The sequence below is a fragment of the Moraxella sp. CTOTU48841 genome (assembly GCF_032061225.1).
Classification (GTDB): domain Bacteria; phylum Pseudomonadota; class Gammaproteobacteria; order Pseudomonadales; family Moraxellaceae; genus Faucicola; species Faucicola cinerea.
This window is the reverse complement of sequence record NZ_DAMBFQ010000006.1, coordinates 25,499-42,594: the sequence shown is the minus strand read 5'-3', so window position 1 is coordinate 42,594 and position 17,096 is coordinate 25,499. Positions and strand designations below refer to the sequence as shown.

At 44.3% G+C, this 17,096-nt stretch carries 17 protein-coding genes; 8 read left to right on the top strand and 9 right to left on the bottom strand.

Features of this window, described 5'->3' with window-relative positions; genetic code table 11:
• Positions 1-97: 97 nt before the first annotated feature.
• Together parE and RT034_RS07620 are read right to left on the bottom strand one after the other, a co-directional pair.
• Entirely contained in the window at positions 98-1,987 is a 1,890-nt protein-coding gene (gene parE / locus RT034_RS07625) for a DNA topoisomerase IV subunit B (protein WP_313015701.1), read from the bottom strand.
• A gap of 46 nt (positions 1,988-2,033) precedes the next feature.
• The gene (locus RT034_RS07620; RefSeq protein WP_313015698.1) at positions 2,034-2,663 is read right to left on the bottom strand and encodes a YqiA/YcfP family alpha/beta fold hydrolase; all 630 of its coding nucleotides are present in this window, start codon (positions 2,661-2,663) and stop codon (positions 2,034-2,036) included.
• Positions 2,664-2,897: 234 nt separating this feature from the next.
• Here RT034_RS07620 and RT034_RS07615 point away from each other — a divergent pair, with 234 nt between their 5' ends.
• Together RT034_RS07615 and RT034_RS07610 are read left to right on the top strand one after the other, a co-directional pair.
• A complete protein-coding gene (locus RT034_RS07615) occupies positions 2,898-3,203 on the top strand; it encodes a DUF1289 domain-containing protein (protein WP_309593768.1) in 306 nt (101 codons plus the stop codon).
• Positions 3,204-3,250: 47 nt separating this feature from the next.
• Entirely contained in the window at positions 3,251-4,237 is a 987-nt protein-coding gene (locus RT034_RS07610; protein WP_203171285.1) for a putative bifunctional lysylphosphatidylglycerol flippase/synthetase, read from the top strand.
• Positions 4,238-4,389: 152 nt separating this feature from the next.
• Here the strand turns inward: RT034_RS07610 and RT034_RS07605 are convergent, their stop codons facing one another.
• The gene (locus RT034_RS07605) at positions 4,390-4,545 is read right to left on the bottom strand and encodes a DUF1328 domain-containing protein (protein ID WP_007115844.1); all 156 of its coding nucleotides are present in this window, start codon (positions 4,543-4,545) and stop codon (positions 4,390-4,392) included.
• Between the two features lie 556 nt (positions 4,546-5,101).
• Here RT034_RS07605 and RT034_RS07600 point away from each other — a divergent pair.
• Positions 5,102-5,593, top strand: coding sequence for a hypothetical protein (locus RT034_RS07600; protein WP_313015694.1), 492 nt, complete (start codon positions 5,102-5,104; stop codon positions 5,591-5,593).
• Positions 5,594-5,742: 149 nt separating this feature from the next.
• Here the strand turns inward: RT034_RS07600 and sstT are convergent, their stop codons facing one another.
• From sstT to RT034_RS07585, 3 genes are all read right to left on the bottom strand, one after another.
• On the bottom strand, positions 5,743-6,978 hold the full coding sequence (gene sstT, locus RT034_RS07595) for a serine/threonine transporter SstT (RefSeq protein ID WP_313015691.1): 1,236 nt from the start codon (positions 6,976-6,978) through the stop codon (positions 5,743-5,745).
• A 125-nt stretch (positions 6,979-7,103) separates the two neighbouring features.
• Entirely contained in the window at positions 7,104-7,571 is a 468-nt protein-coding gene (locus RT034_RS07590; protein ID WP_313015689.1) for a DNA polymerase III subunit chi, read from the bottom strand.
• 22 nt (positions 7,572-7,593) lie between these two features.
• Complete coding sequence (locus RT034_RS07585) at positions 7,594-9,108, bottom strand: leucyl aminopeptidase (RefSeq protein ID WP_313015686.1); 1,515 nt, start codon at positions 9,106-9,108, stop codon at positions 7,594-7,596.
• A gap of 368 nt (positions 9,109-9,476) precedes the next feature.
• On the opposite strand from RT034_RS07585, the gene lptF reads away from it, so the two are divergent.
• From lptF to RT034_RS07565, 4 genes are all read left to right on the top strand, one after another.
• On the top strand, positions 9,477-10,592 hold the full coding sequence (lptF, locus tag RT034_RS07580; protein ID WP_409566339.1) for an LPS export ABC transporter permease LptF: 1,116 nt from the start codon (positions 9,477-9,479) through the stop codon (positions 10,590-10,592).
• Positions 10,589-11,662 carry an LPS export ABC transporter permease LptG gene (gene lptG / locus RT034_RS07575; protein WP_313015681.1) on the top strand — a complete coding sequence of 358 codons (1,074 nt, stop codon included), beginning with the start codon at positions 10,589-10,591 and terminating at the stop codon, positions 11,660-11,662. Before lptF ends, lptG begins: the two co-directional genes overlap by 4 nt.
• 1 nt (position 11,663) lies before the next feature.
• On the top strand, positions 11,664-12,329 hold the full coding sequence (locus tag RT034_RS07570) for a DNA glycosylase (protein ID WP_313015679.1): 666 nt from the start codon (positions 11,664-11,666) through the stop codon (positions 12,327-12,329).
• A 203-nt stretch (positions 12,330-12,532) separates the two neighbouring features.
• A complete protein-coding gene (locus RT034_RS07565; RefSeq protein WP_313015676.1) occupies positions 12,533-13,354 on the top strand; it encodes a DUF305 domain-containing protein in 822 nt (273 codons plus the stop codon).
• A gap of 100 nt (positions 13,355-13,454) precedes the next feature.
• Here RT034_RS07565 and RT034_RS07560 read toward each other — a convergent pair whose 3' ends face one another.
• Entirely contained in the window at positions 13,455-13,781 is a 327-nt protein-coding gene (locus RT034_RS07560) for a chaperone modulator CbpM (RefSeq protein WP_309596459.1), read from the bottom strand.
• A 111-nt stretch (positions 13,782-13,892) separates the two neighbouring features.
• Complete coding sequence (locus RT034_RS07555; protein ID WP_313015674.1) at positions 13,893-14,897, bottom strand: DnaJ C-terminal domain-containing protein; 1,005 nt, start codon at positions 14,895-14,897, stop codon at positions 13,893-13,895.
• 176 nt (positions 14,898-15,073) lie between these two features.
• Here RT034_RS07555 and hisH point away from each other — a divergent pair, with 176 nt between their 5' ends.
• Positions 15,074-15,709, top strand: a complete 636-nt coding sequence (gene hisH, locus RT034_RS07550; RefSeq protein ID WP_313015672.1) for an imidazole glycerol phosphate synthase subunit HisH — start codon at positions 15,074-15,076, stop codon at positions 15,707-15,709.
• A 56-nt stretch (positions 15,710-15,765) separates the two neighbouring features.
• On the opposite strand, the gene RT034_RS07545 is transcribed toward hisH, so the two are convergent.
• Complete coding sequence (locus RT034_RS07545; RefSeq protein WP_313015671.1) at positions 15,766-17,088, bottom strand: valine--pyruvate transaminase; 1,323 nt, start codon at positions 17,086-17,088, stop codon at positions 15,766-15,768.
• Positions 17,089-17,096 lie beyond the last annotated feature (8 nt).

The following is a 17,096-nucleotide window of genomic DNA, read 5'->3' as shown; positions in this document are numbered from 1 at the left end:
ATCTACTTGATAATGTTTAAACGTAGCTGATAGCCCTGCACTTTCAAAAGTACACGCTATCAGTGTAGGCTTAACGTCAATCATTTTTGCGTAGCCATTAAACCCCAATTTCCGCCAAATCGCCTTTTTGCTCAAGCCATGTTTTACGGTCGCTGGCGCGTTTTTTGGCAAGCAGCATATCCATCACGCTATCGGTTGCAGTTGGGTCATCAAGGTCTAGCTGCACCAAACGTCGCGTATCAGGATTCATCGTGGTTTCACGTAGCTGTTCGGCACTCATCTCGCCCAAGCCCTTAAATCGGGTAATTTGCGGCTTTTTATTTTTTGCCACTTTTTTCAAGATTTGCTCAAGCTCGTCATTATCAAGGGCGTACTCCACCTCTTTACCAATATCAATGCGGTATAGCGGTGGCATAGCGACATACAAATGCCCTGCATCAACGACTGCTTTAAAGTGTTTGACAAACAGCGCACACAGCAGCGTGGCAATATGCAGTCCATCCGAATCGGCATCTGCCAAAATACAGATTTTATCATAACGCAGTTCGCTCAAATCGTCCGAATCGGGGTCAACACCAATGGCAATGGCGATGTTGTGGATTTCTTCACTGGCAAGCACCGTATCGGGCGATACTTCCCACGTGTTCAAAATCTTGCCTCGCAGGGGCATAATCGCTTGGAAGTGACGGTCACGTGCCTGTTTTGCCGAGCCACCTGCCGAGTCCCCTTCCACCAAAAACAGCTCCGCCCCATCTCGCAAATCACCGCGACAATCCGCCAATTTGCCTGGCAGTGCCGGTCCTTGGGTGATTTTTTTACGCTCAACTTTTTTGGCAGATTTTAGCCGTTTGCCTGCTTTATTAATCGCCAATTCAGCGATTTGTTTGGCAATCTCTGAGTTTTGATTGAGCCACAAGCTAAAGCCATCTTTGGCAAAGGCTTGCACCACGCCTGCCGCTTCTCGGCTCGATAGGCGCTCTTTGGTCTGTCCGCTAAATTGCGGTTCGGAGAATTTTAGCGATAAAATATAATTGACCCCATCCCACACATCTTCAGGAGCGAGTTTGACGTTGCGCGGCAGTAGATTGTGCAGTTCACAAAATTCTTTTAACGCGTCAGTAATGCCTGTGCGTAGTCCATTGACGTGCGTGCCACCTTGTGCTGTAGGAATCAAGTTAACGTAGCTTTCTTGCACAGGCGTACCACCCTCGCTAAGCCAACAAATGGCAAAACTTAACCCTGCTCGTTCGCCTTTTTTGGCGTCGTAATTAAACACGAATGGCTGTTCTGGGAGGGTGATTTCTTCGACCAGTTGCTCGGTGAGATATTGCGATAGCCCATCGGTAAATTGCCAAACGTCTTTATCGCCGTCAATTTCATTGATAAAAGTGATGGTTAGCCCTGCCGATAACACGGCTTTAGCTTTAAGATGATGTTTGAGTTGTTTAATGTTAAATTTTGGTGAATCAAAGTATGTTTCATTGACCCAAAACCGCACCAACGTACCGCGTTTTTTCTTGTTAGAAGACGGCGCAACCGCCAGCGGAGCAACGGCATTGCCATCGACAAATTGCATGGTGAACACTTCGCCATTTCGCCACACAGTGACATCGACTTTGTGCGACAAAGCATTGACGACTGAAATCCCCACCCCATGCAGACCGCCTGAGACTTGGTAGTTGTCGGTAGAAAATTTACCGCCTGCGTGTAGGCGTGTCAAAATCAGTTCAATGCCCGATTGCTTAAATTCGGGGTGAATGTCGGTGGGCATGCCGCGTCCGTCATCTTCGACTGACAACGAACCGTCGGTGTGTAGAATGACAGTAATGTTTTTGGCGTGACCTGCAAGGGCTTCGTCCACTGAGTTGTCGATGACTTCTTGTGCCAGGTGGTTGGGGCGGGTGGTATCAGTGTACATGCCAGGACGACGGCGGACCGGGTCAAGACCTTCTAATACTTCAAGTGAGGTGGATGTATAATTGCTCATTTTTTTCCCATTAAATAACACTAAACTTTAATTTGACCAACATTTTTTATTGAATCAACGGCAAGCCAAACAAAAATTGCACAATTTGCGGTAATTTGGTTTCAAAATCACTCATCACATGGTCGCCACCCTCTTCCACGATGATATGGCTTTGGGCATTGCTTTTTTCCAAAGCGCTTTGACTAAAATAATTGACCGCATCTTGGAAATTGAGCAACTCATCGCCTTTTTTCAAAATTACCAATAAATTTTGCGGATTGAGCGATTGTTCGGGGCGATTTGCTACCAGCCACTCAATATCTTTTTTGCTAATATGCCAGCCATCGGGGGTGACGTGACCGACATAGTCATCGGGTAAACTGTCAAAATCTTCCCCAAAAAAACGCTTGAGACTTGTGCCACTGTGCACACTTGGATTGAGCAATACCGTTTTTTTACCTGTCAAATTTGCCAAAATATTGCCATAAAATCCACCCAGCGAACTACCGACCAAACCTGTATTCGGGTCTTTGGCAATAATTTCTTGGATTAAAGCAATCGACTCATTGGGTGAACGATTCAAGTCGGGCGCAACAACCTTGATTTGTGGGAAATTTTTGGCACAAAAATCTTTGAGTTTTTGCGCTTTTTCGGCGTTTGGATTACTATCAAGTCCGTGAATATACACAATTTGCATGGTTTTCTCGCTATTTTTTAATTATAGTAAATTATCATATCGACTGTGGTTGATTTGGCCAACATTTAATCTTAGCATTGCTTGGCTAAAATAGCCATGGTGCCAGGTTTCAACACGTTAAAATTTGTCGTGTTAGTTAGATAGCCGTAGTTGATGGTACGTTTTTGCCGCTATTATTTGATTTTCCGCCCAGTTAACCCTATCTCTGCATAGGTGGATTACTCGTCCATTTGCATGGCGTCGTCAGGAGTTATCACCGCGATGGAGCAGCAAGAGTTATTTGAGATTGCCAGTCCTTGTATTCAAGTCTGCGAGCTAGATAAACAAGGGTATTGTAAAGGCTGTTTGCGCAATCGTACCGAGCGTGACCTTTGGCTAATGATGAATGACTCGCAAAAGCGGCAAGTACTTAAGTTATTGACTATTCGAAGACTCAAACGACTGCGTGCTCAGCGTTTGGCGCACCAAACCCCTACTGCGCAAGATGACGAGCTGAATTTAACATTGTTTGAAGATAATGAAAGTAATGTTGACGATTAATTGATTAAATGATTGTAATGTCTACTAAAAAATATTAGGTTGAATGCATGAATAGCTCTTGGTTTAAGCAGGTTTGGCGACTTGCATTAACAGCGATTACGGTATTGATTTTCTTTATGGCAATTCGTGCGCTTTATCATTTGACCAAAACTGTGCACTATCAAGACGTTCTAGACGCTATCGCGCATATTCCTACCTTCCATCTTATTATCGCCGCCATCGTGGTGGCTTTTGGTTATTTAGTACTCACCATTTATGATTTTATTGCGCTCCGCCAAATCGGCAAAAAACTTGATTACCGCCATGTCGCCCTCACCTCTTTTACCGCTTATGCCATTAGTCACACCATTGGACTCAATCTTGTCACCGCGAGTGGTATCCGTTATCGTAACTATCGCCGTTTTAATCTGACTCATAATGAAATTGCCAACATCGTCTGGATGGTGTCGATGGCGTTTACCTTTGGCATTACCACGTTGATTGGGGCGTCTTTGACTAGCCATCCTGAGATTACCATTCAACTATTGTCTGAACTGGATAAATCGCTTGGCATCTTTGATCATACTTTATATGTACGGATGCTTGGCATCACCATGTTAAGTATGATTGCTGCGATTATTGTATATGCTGGCAAGCAAGGCAAACATGTGGTGATTCGCGGTTGGCGCTTTGACTTACCGCCCGCCAAAATTGTGCTGCAACAGATTGCGATTGCCATTTTAGATTTAAGTACCGTGGCGTTGGTACTGTACTTACTGTTGCCGCCTTCTGAGCATATCAGCTATTGGGCGACCTTTTCTGCGTTTATTCAATCCATGGCAATTGGCATCTTAAGTCATGTCCCTGGGGGATTGGGCGTATTTGAAGTGGTCATGATTACGGCTTTGCCAAAAGTCGATCGGACGCAGATGCTGGCGGTATTATTGATTTTTAGATTACTGTATTACATCATGCCATTTTTGGTTGCCTTACTGGCATTGCTGGCGTACGAGGCAAAGCTATATTTGAATGAAAATTCTGATAAAAAAAAATAACCTTTTAATTTTTAACACTTTGCATCAAACAAACGTGTTTTAATATATTAAAAGGTTATTTTAAGCGTATTCGATAAAACCATACTTAGTTAAATCGACCTATCTTAACTTATTAAAACGTTGTAAAACTTTGCGATTTTGCAACGTCGGATTTAAACTTTTCGGCTAATAAAGGCGATGATAAATAAAATTACCGCTACTGCCAAGAACACATATGCCAAGTTTGCCGATAAACCTGCAACACCACCAAAACCTAAGAAACTCGCAATGAGTGCGATTACCGCAAAAATAATAGCCCAACGAAACATGATAACTCTCCTTTTTTTTATTGTTTTAAATGTCATGCGCTGCAGTTAGACATTTTGCATTTAGATACTTTAAACACTTTACATTTTAGTTTTAGTTAAAGCCTGTTAACCTATGCTTTATTGCATGAGTACATATTAAAATAATTCTATAGCGTTGTAACGAGCACTTTTGTAAGGTTTGTGGCTTTCTCATAGCCTGTGTATAACAAAGTGCAAAAAAAAACCATGCATGGTTAATGATGTTCATGCTTCTGGTAAGCATTAGTAAGTATTGCAATGCTGTGTTAATGTAGCTGTAGCTTGCATTGACAATCTCACTGATTGTTAACGCCACCGAGTGACTTCCTTAATGGCATTAGGATTTGTTTACGTATTCTCAACATTTTGTCCCTAATCCTTACATTGTTGCTGCCGATGATTGTTTTATAATGGCATCTAGGCTTTTAGTATTCCCTTAACAGTGATTCTCTTTATAATACTGTCATATTTGGGAATTATACTAACTACCTATATAACTATAGACACAAGTATAGCAATCAACAATGAGGAAAAAATTATGAAAAAGTTAGCCACAACACTTACTGCATTAGTCATAGCAACAGGTCTTACCGTGAGTGCCCAAGCAGCGACCAAAGTAACGACTACGACCAAATCGACGACCACACACAAAAATGTAGCCACGGCAAAAGCAAAACCACAAAAAGCCACCACTCAAAAATCAACAAAAGCATCAAAAAATAAGCACAGCGCAAAAGCTTCAGCCACGGCTAAAAAAGGCAGCAAAGCGACTAAAAGAACGAGCGAAGTAAACATTGATATCCCAGCTGAACTAAAAATCGACGAAAGCAGCAACAAATCTGTTGCGCCCGCTGCGCCTAGAAATGCCCAGTCAAATCCTAGGGTGGTACCAGTAGCGCAAGTTACCCAAACAGGTCCTGCGGTTCAATCGGTCACCGTGCAACCGGTTGATGACAATACAGCGATTGCCTCAACAACGACGACCGTACCCGTTGACGTACAGACCGTGCCCGTTGTAGTAAACCCATAATCGTTAATTGTTAAACGATTTTTATAAAAAAAGATGCCTGCGTGGCATCTTTTTTTGTGGCTAATTAGTGGATTGATTATTTGGTCAATAAAAAAGACAATCTGAATACCTTTTTTTATTGTTATATGACTCAAAATCTTTAGCAACCTTTAGCGATGATAAGCATATTTGGGATCCGCGGCCGCAGTGAATAACACGTCCGTTGATGAGTTGAGTGCTGTTTCAACCGAGTCTTGTATTACCCCAATAATAAAGCCAATCGCGACTACCTGCATGGCAATGGTGTCAGGAATATTAAAGAAACTACAGGCCAATGGTATCAATAGCAATGACCCCCCTGCAACACCCGATGCCCCCGCCGCAGCTAAGGTAGATACCACCGCTAACAACAGCGCAGACCCAAAGTCCACGTGAATACCTAACGTATGGGCCGCCGCCAATGTCATGACATTGATGGTAATCGCCGCCCCTGCCATATTAATGGTGGCACCTAGTGGAATAGTGATTGAATAGGTATCTTCATGCAAACCCAACTTATGCGCAAGGTTTAGATTCACAGGAATATTGGCGGCTGAACTGCGAGTAAAGAAGGCAGTGATGCCACTTTCTTTAAGACACGTAAATACCAATGGATAGGGATTTTTGCGGGTTTTGACAAATACAATCAATGGGTTTACAACCAACGCGATAAATGCCATAGAGCCGACCAATACCGCTAACAAACGGGCATAACTTAATAACACCGACAGGCCCGTTTCAGCGATGGTTTGTGTCACCAAGCCAAACACGCCCAATGGCGCAAACCAAATCACCCATTTGACCACGCTTGAGACCGCTTCCGCCAAATCGTTAATCATTTGCTTGGTATGGTCTGAGGCATGGCGCAAGGCAAGACCTAAAATCGCTGCCCAAGATAACACGCCCATGTAGTTGGCATTGACGATCGATTTGACAGGATTTTCCACCATGTTGGTCAAGAGTACTTTTATCACTTCTGCTAAGGATGACGGTGGCGTCTGACTGACTTCACCGGCTTTTAAAATCAATTCGGTTGGGAATAAAAAACTTGCCATGACGGCGGTCAAAGCTGCCAAGAACGTACCTGCCATATACAGCACCAAGGTTGATCGGACATTGACCTGAGTGCCTGATTTATGCTGACTAATAGCGGCAATAATTAAGATAAACACCAACAACGGTGCAATCGCTTTTAACGCACCAACAAACAACGCACCCAAAATTGAGATGGTTTGCGCCACACTCATGGATAAACCGCCGATGATAGTCGGATTGGCTAATGAACCGACTAAGATACCCAGTATCAGCCCTATCACAATCAAAGGCACCAACCCCACGCGCTGATATGCTTGGATAAGTTTTAACATAATAACCTCTTAATATTTCACCGCAAAAATGGCTGATATATTAACATTTTTTAACAATTTGCATAAATTATTTTTAAAATCGCCAACTTGTCAATTTAAAGTTATCAAAGTGTTGGGTAGAGAGGTTATCGGATTTGAAAAACTTGGATGGCAGGTACGCTGCTAGTTGCTAGGGCTTGTAATTGTGCTTGATAAACGCGGTATTTGTGGCGACCACTTTCAACCTGTTCGGGGGCGGCGTCGATGACCTCTAGCAGGCGGCTAGCTTGGGTATCTACAATTGCTTCGTTAGTGAGATTGATAACGACGCCATCAAATTGGGTGACAAGTTCGATATTATCGGTGAGTACCACACTGGCAGGGATTTTTTGATGATGAAAAGCATCAAGTTGCTGGATAATTTGGTGGGGAATAAACGCCACATCACTCAATGACCATAATCGGTCATCAAGTGAGGGTAATAGCTCGGACGCTGCCACCACGATAATGCTATCCTCGCTTTTGGTCAGCACAGTTGAAATCAGCTGGCAGACGAACGCCAGCTGTTTTTTTTGCGGGGATAAAATATAAAAACTAATTTGCGATGCCGTCATAGGGTGGTCAGCGTCCTATCACCTAGACTGCATCTTGGGCAGCTTGGCGATAAAGATAATGCATCAATAGCGGTACTGGACGACCGGTTGCGGTTGGCTCTTTGCCCGACTGCCATGCCGTTCCCGCAATATCCAAGTGCGCCCAAGGAATATCTTCCACAAATTTCGATAAAAAACACGCCGCTGTGACTGACCCTGCCGGCATACCGCCAATGTTTTGCATATCTGCCATGTTGGATTTAAGCTGCTCTTGGTAGTCATCATCTAGTGGCATGTGCCAAACACGGTCATACGCTGATTCGCTAGCTTGTTCAAGTTCAAAAATCACATCTTCATTGTTACTGTATAGACCTGAGCGCACATAACCCAGCGCCACGATACACGCCCCAGTCAAGGTTGCCATGTCGATAATCACTTTTGGCTGATAGCGCTGTACATATACCAAGGTGTCGCAAAGTACCAAACGACCTTCTGCATCAGTATTGAGGATTTCCACGGTTTTACCATTCATGGCGGTGACGATATCGCCAGGGCGAGTCGCTGTTCCTGATGGCATATTCTCCGCACAAGCGAGTACGCCAACGACTTGCAGCGGTAGACGCGCTTCACATAGCGCTTTAATCATCCCCATGACTGCAGCTGCACCGCCCATGTCGTATTTCATCTCCCCCATACCTAGACCTGGTTTGAGTGAGATACCACCACTGTCAAAGGTGATGCCTTTGCCTACAAGTACAATCGGTTGCTCTAGGCTTGATTTTTTGCCTTTGGTTTTGCTGTTTTTGTCTTTTTTGGCGGCTTTGCCATTGTACTCAAGTAATACTAGCTTAGCTTCATGCGCTGAGCCGCGAGCGACTGCCAAAAAGCAGTTCATCCCTAATTGCTGCATGTCTTTTTCACCCAATACCTTGACCGTCAATAGCTCTGGGTATTGATTTGCCAAGCTTTGCGCTTGCTCTGCAAGATAGGCAGGGAAACATACATTCGGTGGCTGATTTGCCAAATCTTTGGTGAGTGATTGACCTTGCGCAGTCGCCTGCTGCAGCTGTAGCAGGGTGTCAAACTCGGCTTGTTTGTCTGCGCTGACCAATAAGGTCACGTCTTTTAGCGTCGGTTTATCCGCTTTTTGCGATTTATAAATATCAAAGGTATAGCTTTGATTCAACAGGGCTAATGCTAGCTGACCAAAACTCACTTCATCCATACTATCGCCTAAACTAATCACGGCAGATTTGGTAAGACGGCTCAAACTTGCATAAATCGCTTTGGCAATTTTTTGCAGGCTACCGCCATTTAATTTGTCTTGACTACCCACGCCAACCAATAACAGACCCGTATTGTTATCTGTGCCATAACTGATAGCGGTGTCGGCAAGCTTACCCTTAAAACGACTTGCTTCAATTAGGCTACTGACAGCGGTTTGTAGCTCACTCGTTAGTTGCCCCATAGTTTGGCTATTGTCATCTACCAATACCACGTGATAGCTATTCTTGACCGTTTTTTTAAGCGCGGTCGCTAGTGTCAACGTCAAACTCATTTAAGCTCCTTAATTATTGTCATCAAGAAATAACTATTATCATAGCATACCTATTATCGTATTTGGGTTATCACATTGGGGGATGGGATAGCAGGCGTCATTGTGTAGGGTAAAATGCGGTTGTAAAAAGTCTTTGTAAAAAATGGCTTTGATAAAGCGGCTGTAAAAAGTGGTGGTGAAAAATCATTGTGAAATGTTACCTTACAGTATTCATATTCATAATCTCTCGGTGACGCGCTAAAATAGCCGATTAACAGATGCGCCGAATGGTATGATGTCGTACAATATTGGCATTTACTTCCCTAGCTGTTTGAATTGATTAATTTTTGAGTAATATTAGGTGGTTACTTGTGATATTACGACGCTATATGACGCAACAAGTCGCCGCTAATACTGCGATTGTGCTGTTATTTCTGATGGCGCTAATGCTGGGCGGTCGCTTAATCCGCTATTTTGGTATCGCTGCAGAAGGCAGGCTGGATGTTGGTTTGCTGTTCGCCATTATTGGCTATAACATTCCAACCTTTCTTGAGCTGATTTTACCGCTGTCATTTTTTATCGCACTGATGCTCGTGCTCGGTCGTATGTACGTGGATCAGGAGATGAGCGTCCTGTTTGCCAGTGGCATCAGTCGTGGTCGTTTGACACGTTTGATGATTCCGCTGATTACTGGGTTATTTATATTTCAAATGGGAATTAGTCTTTTGGCAAAACCATGGGGACTGTCTAACAGTGAGCAGATTTGGCAGACCCAGTCGCTCGGTAGTTTGCTCGATTTAGTCCGTCCAAAAACCTTTATCAGCAGTGGCAACTATCACCTGTATGTCGATGAATTTGATAAAGAAAAACGTGAACTCAAAAATCTATACGTGGTGCAACAGCAAACCGACAAAAGCGGTAAAATCGCCAAAAACGATGTTATCATTACCGCCACGCGCGCCTATCAAGTACCCAGTAAAGACACGGATAGCTCAATGCAGCTGGATTTGTTTCAAGGTCGTCGCTATGAGCTTGGCACCAATCAGGCCAACTATAACCAAGCCAGTTTTGAAAAATATCGCATTACCCTAGAAAAACCTGCCAGTGAAAAAATTACCGAAACCAATGTCGAAACCCAAACTACTGCCAAACTGCTCGCCAATACCCAAAAACCCGAAGTCAAAGCCGAGCTGGGCTATCGCTTTACCATGCCGTGGCTGATTATCATTGCGGCGATGCTTGCTACCCCGCTTGCACAGGTACGCCCCCGTCAAGGACGCTGGCTTCGTCTGTTACCTTCCGTGCTCATATTTGCTAGCTGTGCGATTAGTATCATTTCGCTACGCACTGCCATTGGTAAAGAAAGCATTAGTGAGTACGCGTATATTTGGCTAATCGTTGGTTTTATCGCATTTGCATTGTTGTTAAATTGGCAAAGCCGCGTGGTACATCGTGTCCGCTATCGTCGCCAAAGTCGTCAGTTGCCCGCAGGCGGTCAGCCATGATTTTATCTCGTTACGTTAAAAAACAAGCGCTTTTTGCCATGACAGGGGCTATCATTGGTCTTTGGCTACTTAAAGTCGTCTTTGATTATCTGGCAGAGTTGCAGGATCTCAATGATCATTACAATTATTTAGATGCCTTGCGTTTTATTGCCTATAGTGCACCCAGTGATTTACTCGACTATATGCCATTTGGCACGCTATTAGGCGCAGTGGTAGGTCTAGGCTTGCTTGCCAACACCAGTGAGTTGACGGTGATTCAAGCAGCAGGTATCAGCCGCTTTAAAATAGTCGGTTGGGTGATGCAACCAGCGATTCTTTTTGTCATTATCGGTCTATTACTTGGCCAGTATGTAGTGCCAACTAGCAATCAGTTAGCGCACCAAGTCAAACATGACAAGCCTTTGCTATCAAGTGCCATCAACGGTTATTGGGACAAACAAGCCAACCGTATCATCAATATTGACTATGCCAATACCAAAGGCGAGCTCAAAAATATCAAAGTTTGGCAGCTAGACGACACTGCCCATATCCAGCAAGTGCTGCAAGCCGATACTGGCAGCTTTGTCAGTCAAAACACCGCCGATAAGACATCGGGCTGGCAGCTGCAACAAATCAAACAATTAACCATTTCCGCCGATGGGCACAGTCAGTTGACTACCATCCCGACTATGACGCTGCAATTACCCATTGAGCCATCAGCGATTTATCTGTTAACACGCAGCCCTGATAACATGTCAGTGACCGAATTATGGCAGCACCAACAGCTGCTAGCCAAAGACAAACGCCGCTCGCTTGAGCATGAAGTTGCCTTTTGGAAAAAACTATTGTCGCCTTTTGCCATGCTATCGCTAGTGTTGGTTGCTTGTTCATTTGTATTTGGCTCCTTGCGTAACCAAAGCTTGGGCTATCGCATTGTGATTGCTCTGCTCTTTGGCTTGGTATTTAGTTATCTGCAAGATTTGGTCGGGTTTGTCAGTCTAAGCACGGGATTTTCACCGTTTTTTATGGTGCTGTTACCGATTATTGCCAGTGCCGCGCTTGGCGTGTATTTAATTAGAAATAAAAACTGATATGTCTGCTGATTTATTGACTGACCCGCGTGTCGAAGCCCATCCGTTTGGTAATTTCTTTTTTGCTGATACCAAAGTTTTGATGATGGGTACCATGCCGCCCACGCCTGACAAATGGTGCATGGCATTTCATTATCCCAATTTTTATAATGATATGTGGCGTATCATGGGCAAGGTGTTTTTTGATGATATCGATTATTTTCGAGTTGGTGACGAAAAACGCTTTGATGCCGAAAAAATTAAAGCATTTTTACAAACTTATAAAATCGGTGAATGTCCCTCAGTCACTCATGTCATCCGTGAAAAAGGCAATGCGGCTGACGAACATTTGACCGTGGTTGCTACGGTTGATTTGGGTAAAGTTTTGGCACAACTTGAGCAGGTCAAGTGGATTTATACCACAGGTGGCAAAGCCACAGAAGTGCTGATAGCGCTGGTCAACCAAAGTATCAGTGACCCCGCTTCACCCTATTTTAACCCCAGCCAAACACCCTATAAACTACCAAAAACCAATCAGTTTCTTGAAGTTAACGCTTTTGGGCGAACATTTGGTATTTATCGGTTGCCATCCACCTCGCGCGCTTACCCGCAAAGCTTGGAGAAAAAAGTAGCCGCTTATCGCGCATTTTTTACCTTGGCAGGGATATTGCCCGCAAGCGGCAGCTAGCACAATCGACAGCTAGCACAATCAGCAGTTAGCAAATGATAAGTAACCTGCCATGACACAATTGATATAGTCACTGTGCTTGCCCTACTTTATACTCTTGCCTAAGACTGATCATCAATGCTGACAGTCAACGCTTACAGTTAATGCTTACAATCATCATTTCAAAACACACCATATAAAAATTAAGGCATGGGAGCCGATACATGGCCAACACCGCACCACCAATCTTGCTTGTCATCGCAGTTATCAGCCTGATTGGTTGTGAGCAATCTGATTCTCAGCAGCCAGCCCCCCCGACCGCTGCCGCCGTGAGCGCGCCCCAAGAATTTGATGATAAACCATTGCCCCAAGTATTAGACACCCAGGCAATCAATAAAAACATGCTCACCATCAGTCAACTGGCACAAGGTTATGTGATGCCTGCCTCAAGTACCATCAATGACTATCAAGAAGCGTATTTTACTGTCATCAAGCAGCCGAGTATCGATGCGGTTGCAGCCAGTGAGCCAACTGCCCTCAATCAATTTGACTATATACCCATCTCGCCTGATATGATTTTTGTCAAAGCTATGCTGAGTCATTTTGATGAAACCATCGCGCTTGCCAGTATTGAGCAGCGATACGGCAAAAATCCTGAACTGCTAGGTTTAGCCCGAGATATTATCAGCTCACGCCAAAATGAATCACAAATATTACAGAATTGGCTTGCCATGCAACTGATTCAAAACACCGCGGACCCTAATCAGCCGATGGCAGATAGTGTGGCAGCCCAGCAAGAAATCGATAGCATTATCGATGATATGCAGCAAGAAATGGTGGACACGGTCATGACTAAAAATGCCGACCAAGCATTTGCCCAAACCGTGCTGATTCATCATAAAGGCGCGATTGCGTTCTCACAAGTGGTTGCCAAATATGGTAACGATGACAAGGTGCGTAGCCTTACCAATACCCTAATCGATACCCAACAAGCCGAAATTCAACTGCTACAAAATTGGCTTCGTAACCACGGTTATGCCCAATAATCGTTTACTGTAGCAAACAAAAAGGGCGGATTATCACACTATAACCCGCCCTTTTTTAGCATTAAATTCACTTAATTGATGTTGGCTAACTTGATGTCTGCTAGCTGTCATCCACATCATGAACCATTCGCGTGAGCGTGATTTGCCGCTGTAACTGCCGAAGCGGTCTTAGCTCGTCAAGCAGCGATAGTATCAAGCCAATCGCTTGCGGACTGGCATCAAAATCACGGCGTAGGCGTGAGGCAAGGCGCACCGTTGTCAATTGTGCGCTATTAAAATAGGGCTGGCTGTCGATGGCAGGCGTTTCAGCATAAATAATATCTTCATCCATTAGCGCTAATACCCAGCTTTTATCCCAACTACTCGCCGTAATCAAATCATCTAAGGTTAACCGTAACGATAAATCCATATGGGTGGTTTGAGCCATGTTGCACTCCTTTTGTCTAGTTATAGTTATGTTTGTTGCCTATTTGTCATTTTTTTTATTGTATTGCCTATTTTATTGCTTAGTTATCAATAGAGCTTAATTATCAATAGATTAGCGCGTTGGGACAAATGAAGCAAATGCCGACTTGAACGCTTCAAACGCTTGGCTGTCTGCGTCTGTATCGATTTTTGGCAACACGATATTTAAGCTTAAATATAAATCACCTGCTTCTTTGGCTGGGATACCTTTACCTTTAAGGCGAAGATTGGTACCCGTGCGGCTATTTTTTGGTACATTGACATTGACCTTGCCAGCAGGCGTGTTGACCGTGATTTGACCGCCCATGGCTGCTTCCCAAGGCGCAACGTCTACCGTTTGAAAAACGTCTTTGCCTTCTACACGGATATTGTCTGGGTGATTAAATTTAATTTTTAGGTACAAATCGCCATTATCACCGCCATACGGGCTTGGATTGCCTTGTTTTGCCAAGCGAATTTGTTGTCCTTCGGCAATACCTTTGGGGATTTTGACTTCAATGGTTTTGGTTTGATAATCCAGCCCTGTCGCGGTTTGTACAGGTAAATTTAGGCTGATTTTACGGGTATCGCCTTCATAAGTGGCTTTTAAATCAATTGATAATTCGGCGTGCTGATCGTCGCCTTTGCTCGAGCGTTGCGACTGTCTACCACCAAATCCGTCTGAAAAACCGCCTGCACTGCCCCCAAATGTTGAGAAAATATCATCAAATCTAAAGCCACCCGCGCCTTGCGACTGACGACCGCCCGCCCCACCGCCAAACTGACGGAGGATTTCATCCAAATCTGCTTGGCTCATATTGGCATTAAAGCCCTGACCGCCGCCCATGCCACCCCCCATACCGCCAAAGCCTTGACCCATATAAGGGTTGTCGAGCATCATGTCGTATTGGGCGCGTTTTTCAGCGTCCTTGAGCGTTTCATAGGCATTATTGATTTCACCCATTTTGGCATCGGCATCGGGTGAGTCGTTGATATCAGGGTGGTATTGTCGCACCAGTTTGCGATAGGCTTTTTTAATATCTGCTTCACTGGCTTTTTTATCGACGCCTAAAATGTCATAATAGTTTTTTTCTGCCATTATTATTGTCCTTAAAATTTTGCAAATAGTGCTATTTGCGCAGCAATGTGATGATATTAATATAATGGCTATTTTGGTATTTTTCAAAACTTCTTTGGTAATTGACGATAGATTAGCGCCAAGTGATATCAGCGCTTAATCGCGGTTTTGGGCTTTTTTTGACAACAGGATACGAGATGACAAAGGTTGCATTGTTAGATTATGGCATGGGTAATTTACATTCGGCGGGTAAAGCCTTGACGGCAGTGGGCGCTGATGTGTCGATCACGCGTGACCCTGCGGTGATTGCGGCAGCGGACAAAATCGTCTTCCCTGGCGTAGGGGCAATGCGCGACTGTATGGCAGAGATGCAGGCAGCAGGTATCGCTGATGCCGTCAAAACGGCTGTATTTAATAAGCCTGTGATGGCGATTTGTGTTGGTATGCAGGCATTGTTTGAGCGCTCAGAAGAAAATGATGGGGTAAACTGTCTAGGGGTATTGGGTGGTGACGTCAAACGCTTTGATGATCATTGGCTAGATGACAAAAACGAACGCATTAAAGTGCCGCATATGGGCTGGAATACTATCACCCATATGGATTTGGCGCATCCGCTCTGGCAAGGGATTGAAGATAATACCCACTTTTATTTTGTGCATAGTTTTTATTGTGTGCCGTCTGATACCTCAATTGTGGCGGCAACCTGTGATTATGGCGTCGAGTTTTGTGCCAGCGTGATTAAAGATAATTTATTTGCGACCCAGTTCCACCCCGAAAAAAGCCATACCGCAGGGTTGCAGCTATTGAAGAATTTTGTAGAGTGGAAAATTTAGTTGTTCAAAACAACAGTAAAAGGGCGCGATGTGCGCCCTTTTTTTATTGCTTGTTTTTATTGCTTGGCATAAACCGCTCTCACCACTTCCCCAATCGTGGCAATCCCTTTTTTCAGCGTGTCATCATCTTGCGCGATGCTTAAGCGGATGCACTCATGGGCGTGTTTAAAGTTTTCAGTATCCACGCCAACAAAGAAATGCTCGCTAGGAATAATCAATGTGCCTTTGGCTTTTAATCGCTCATATAATTCCACCGTGGTTATCGGCAAATCTTTAAACCATACCCACAAGAAAATCGCGCCTTCAGGCTTGTGGATTTTCATCGCATTGTTATAGGGGCTTGGCAAGTCGCCCAGTTCTTGTTTTAGCAGCTGCACGGCTAATTTGGCTTGTCCTTGATAAAACGGACGAATATGATTGTCTGACAAATCTTTTAGACGATCATCTTGCAGCAGTGGCGTAGCAATCGCCGCGCCAAAACGGGTCGGCGCTAAATTAACAATCGCATTTAGACTGCTAATCGCTTTGACCACCTGCGGATTGGCGACCACAATCCCTGTACGCACCCCAGGCAAACCGATTTTTGATAGGCTAAAGCACAAAATAATTTGCTCATTCCAATTGAGCGTGGCTTGGCTATAGATGATATTGGGGAATGGCATCCCATACGCATTGTCAATAATCAGTGGGATATCAAAACGCTTAGCAATCGCTTCAAGGCGCGCCATTTCGTCATCGGTCAGCACGTTGCCTGTTGGGTTGGTGGGGCGTGAGCAACAAATTGCCCCGATTTCGCCGTTGTGCAATTCAGCCAAATTTTCTAGGGTGTCAAAATCGACTCGGTATTTAAAAAAGCCGTCTTCACCTTGATGTTGCACAAAGTCAATGCTGGGTGGCACTGCGATAAAATGCTGCCCATCCACATGGGCATCGGCATAACCCACATATTCTGGAGCAAGTGGTAATAGAATTTTTTTATCCATGCTGCCTTGTGTAGTATCGTCAAACTGCCCACCAAACAAGTTAAATAAATAAAAAAATGCGTTTTGTGAGCCATTGGTCAGGGCGATATTGTCTGTGGTAAGTCCCCAGTTATAATGGCGATTAAAAAAATCTACCAATGCTGCAATAAACTTGGCATCGCCCTGCGGCGTTGAATAGTTTCCGATATTTTCGATGGCCATTGAGCCCATCTCACCTTCGGCTAGGGTTTTAAACACCGACCAATAGGTTTGGTTAACTGTATCAATACGTGCTGGATTGCCACCACCGAGCATATTAATCGGTTGCTCACTGTTAAGCGCATTGCCCAAATCATCCATTAACTGCAAAATACCGCTATTTTTGGTAAACTTTTCACCAAACTTTGAAAACTGCATGATTGCCC

Coding starts and splice junctions, on each gene's coding strand:
- RT034_RS07565 (WP_313015676.1), top strand. CDS start 12,533: ATGGCCAACACCGCACCACCAATCTTGCTTGTCATCGCAGTTATCAGC.
- RT034_RS07605 (WP_007115844.1), bottom strand. CDS start 4,545: ATGTTTCGTTGGGCTATTATTTTTGCGGTAATCGCACTCATTGCGAGT.
- RT034_RS07600 (WP_313015694.1), top strand. CDS start 5,102: ATGAAAAAGTTAGCCACAACACTTACTGCATTAGTCATAGCAACAGGT.
- RT034_RS07615 (WP_309593768.1), top strand. CDS start 2,898: ATGGCGTCGTCAGGAGTTATCACCGCGATGGAGCAGCAAGAGTTATTT.
- RT034_RS07555 (WP_313015674.1), bottom strand. CDS start 14,897: ATGGCAGAAAAAAACTATTATGACATTTTAGGCGTCGATAAAAAAGCC.
- sstT (WP_313015691.1), bottom strand. CDS start 6,978: ATGTTAAAACTTATCCAAGCATATCAGCGCGTGGGGTTGGTGCCTTTG.
- RT034_RS07560 (WP_309596459.1), bottom strand. CDS start 13,781: ATGGCTCAAACCACCCATATGGATTTATCGTTACGGTTAACCTTAGAT.
- RT034_RS07570 (WP_313015679.1), top strand. CDS start 11,664: ATGTCTGCTGATTTATTGACTGACCCGCGTGTCGAAGCCCATCCGTTT.
- RT034_RS07590 (WP_313015689.1), bottom strand. CDS start 7,571: ATGACGGCATCGCAAATTAGTTTTTATATTTTATCCCCGCAAAAAAAA.
- RT034_RS07610 (WP_203171285.1), top strand. CDS start 3,251: ATGAATAGCTCTTGGTTTAAGCAGGTTTGGCGACTTGCATTAACAGCG.
- parE (WP_313015701.1), bottom strand. CDS start 1,987: ATGAGCAATTATACATCCACCTCACTTGAAGTATTAGAAGGTCTTGAC.
- hisH (WP_313015672.1), top strand. CDS start 15,074: ATGACAAAGGTTGCATTGTTAGATTATGGCATGGGTAATTTACATTCG.
- RT034_RS07585 (WP_313015686.1), bottom strand. CDS start 9,108: ATGAGTTTGACGTTGACACTAGCGACCGCGCTTAAAAAAACGGTCAAG.
- lptG (WP_313015681.1), top strand. CDS start 10,589: ATGATTTTATCTCGTTACGTTAAAAAACAAGCGCTTTTTGCCATGACA.
- RT034_RS07620 (WP_313015698.1), bottom strand. CDS start 2,663: ATGCAAATTGTGTATATTCACGGACTTGATAGTAATCCAAACGCCGAA.
- lptF (WP_409566339.1), top strand. CDS start 9,477: ATGACGCAACAAGTCGCCGCTAATACTGCGATTGTGCTGTTATTTCTG.
- RT034_RS07545 (WP_313015671.1), bottom strand. CDS start 17,088: ATGCAGTTTTCAAAGTTTGGTGAAAAGTTTACCAAAAATAGCGGTATT.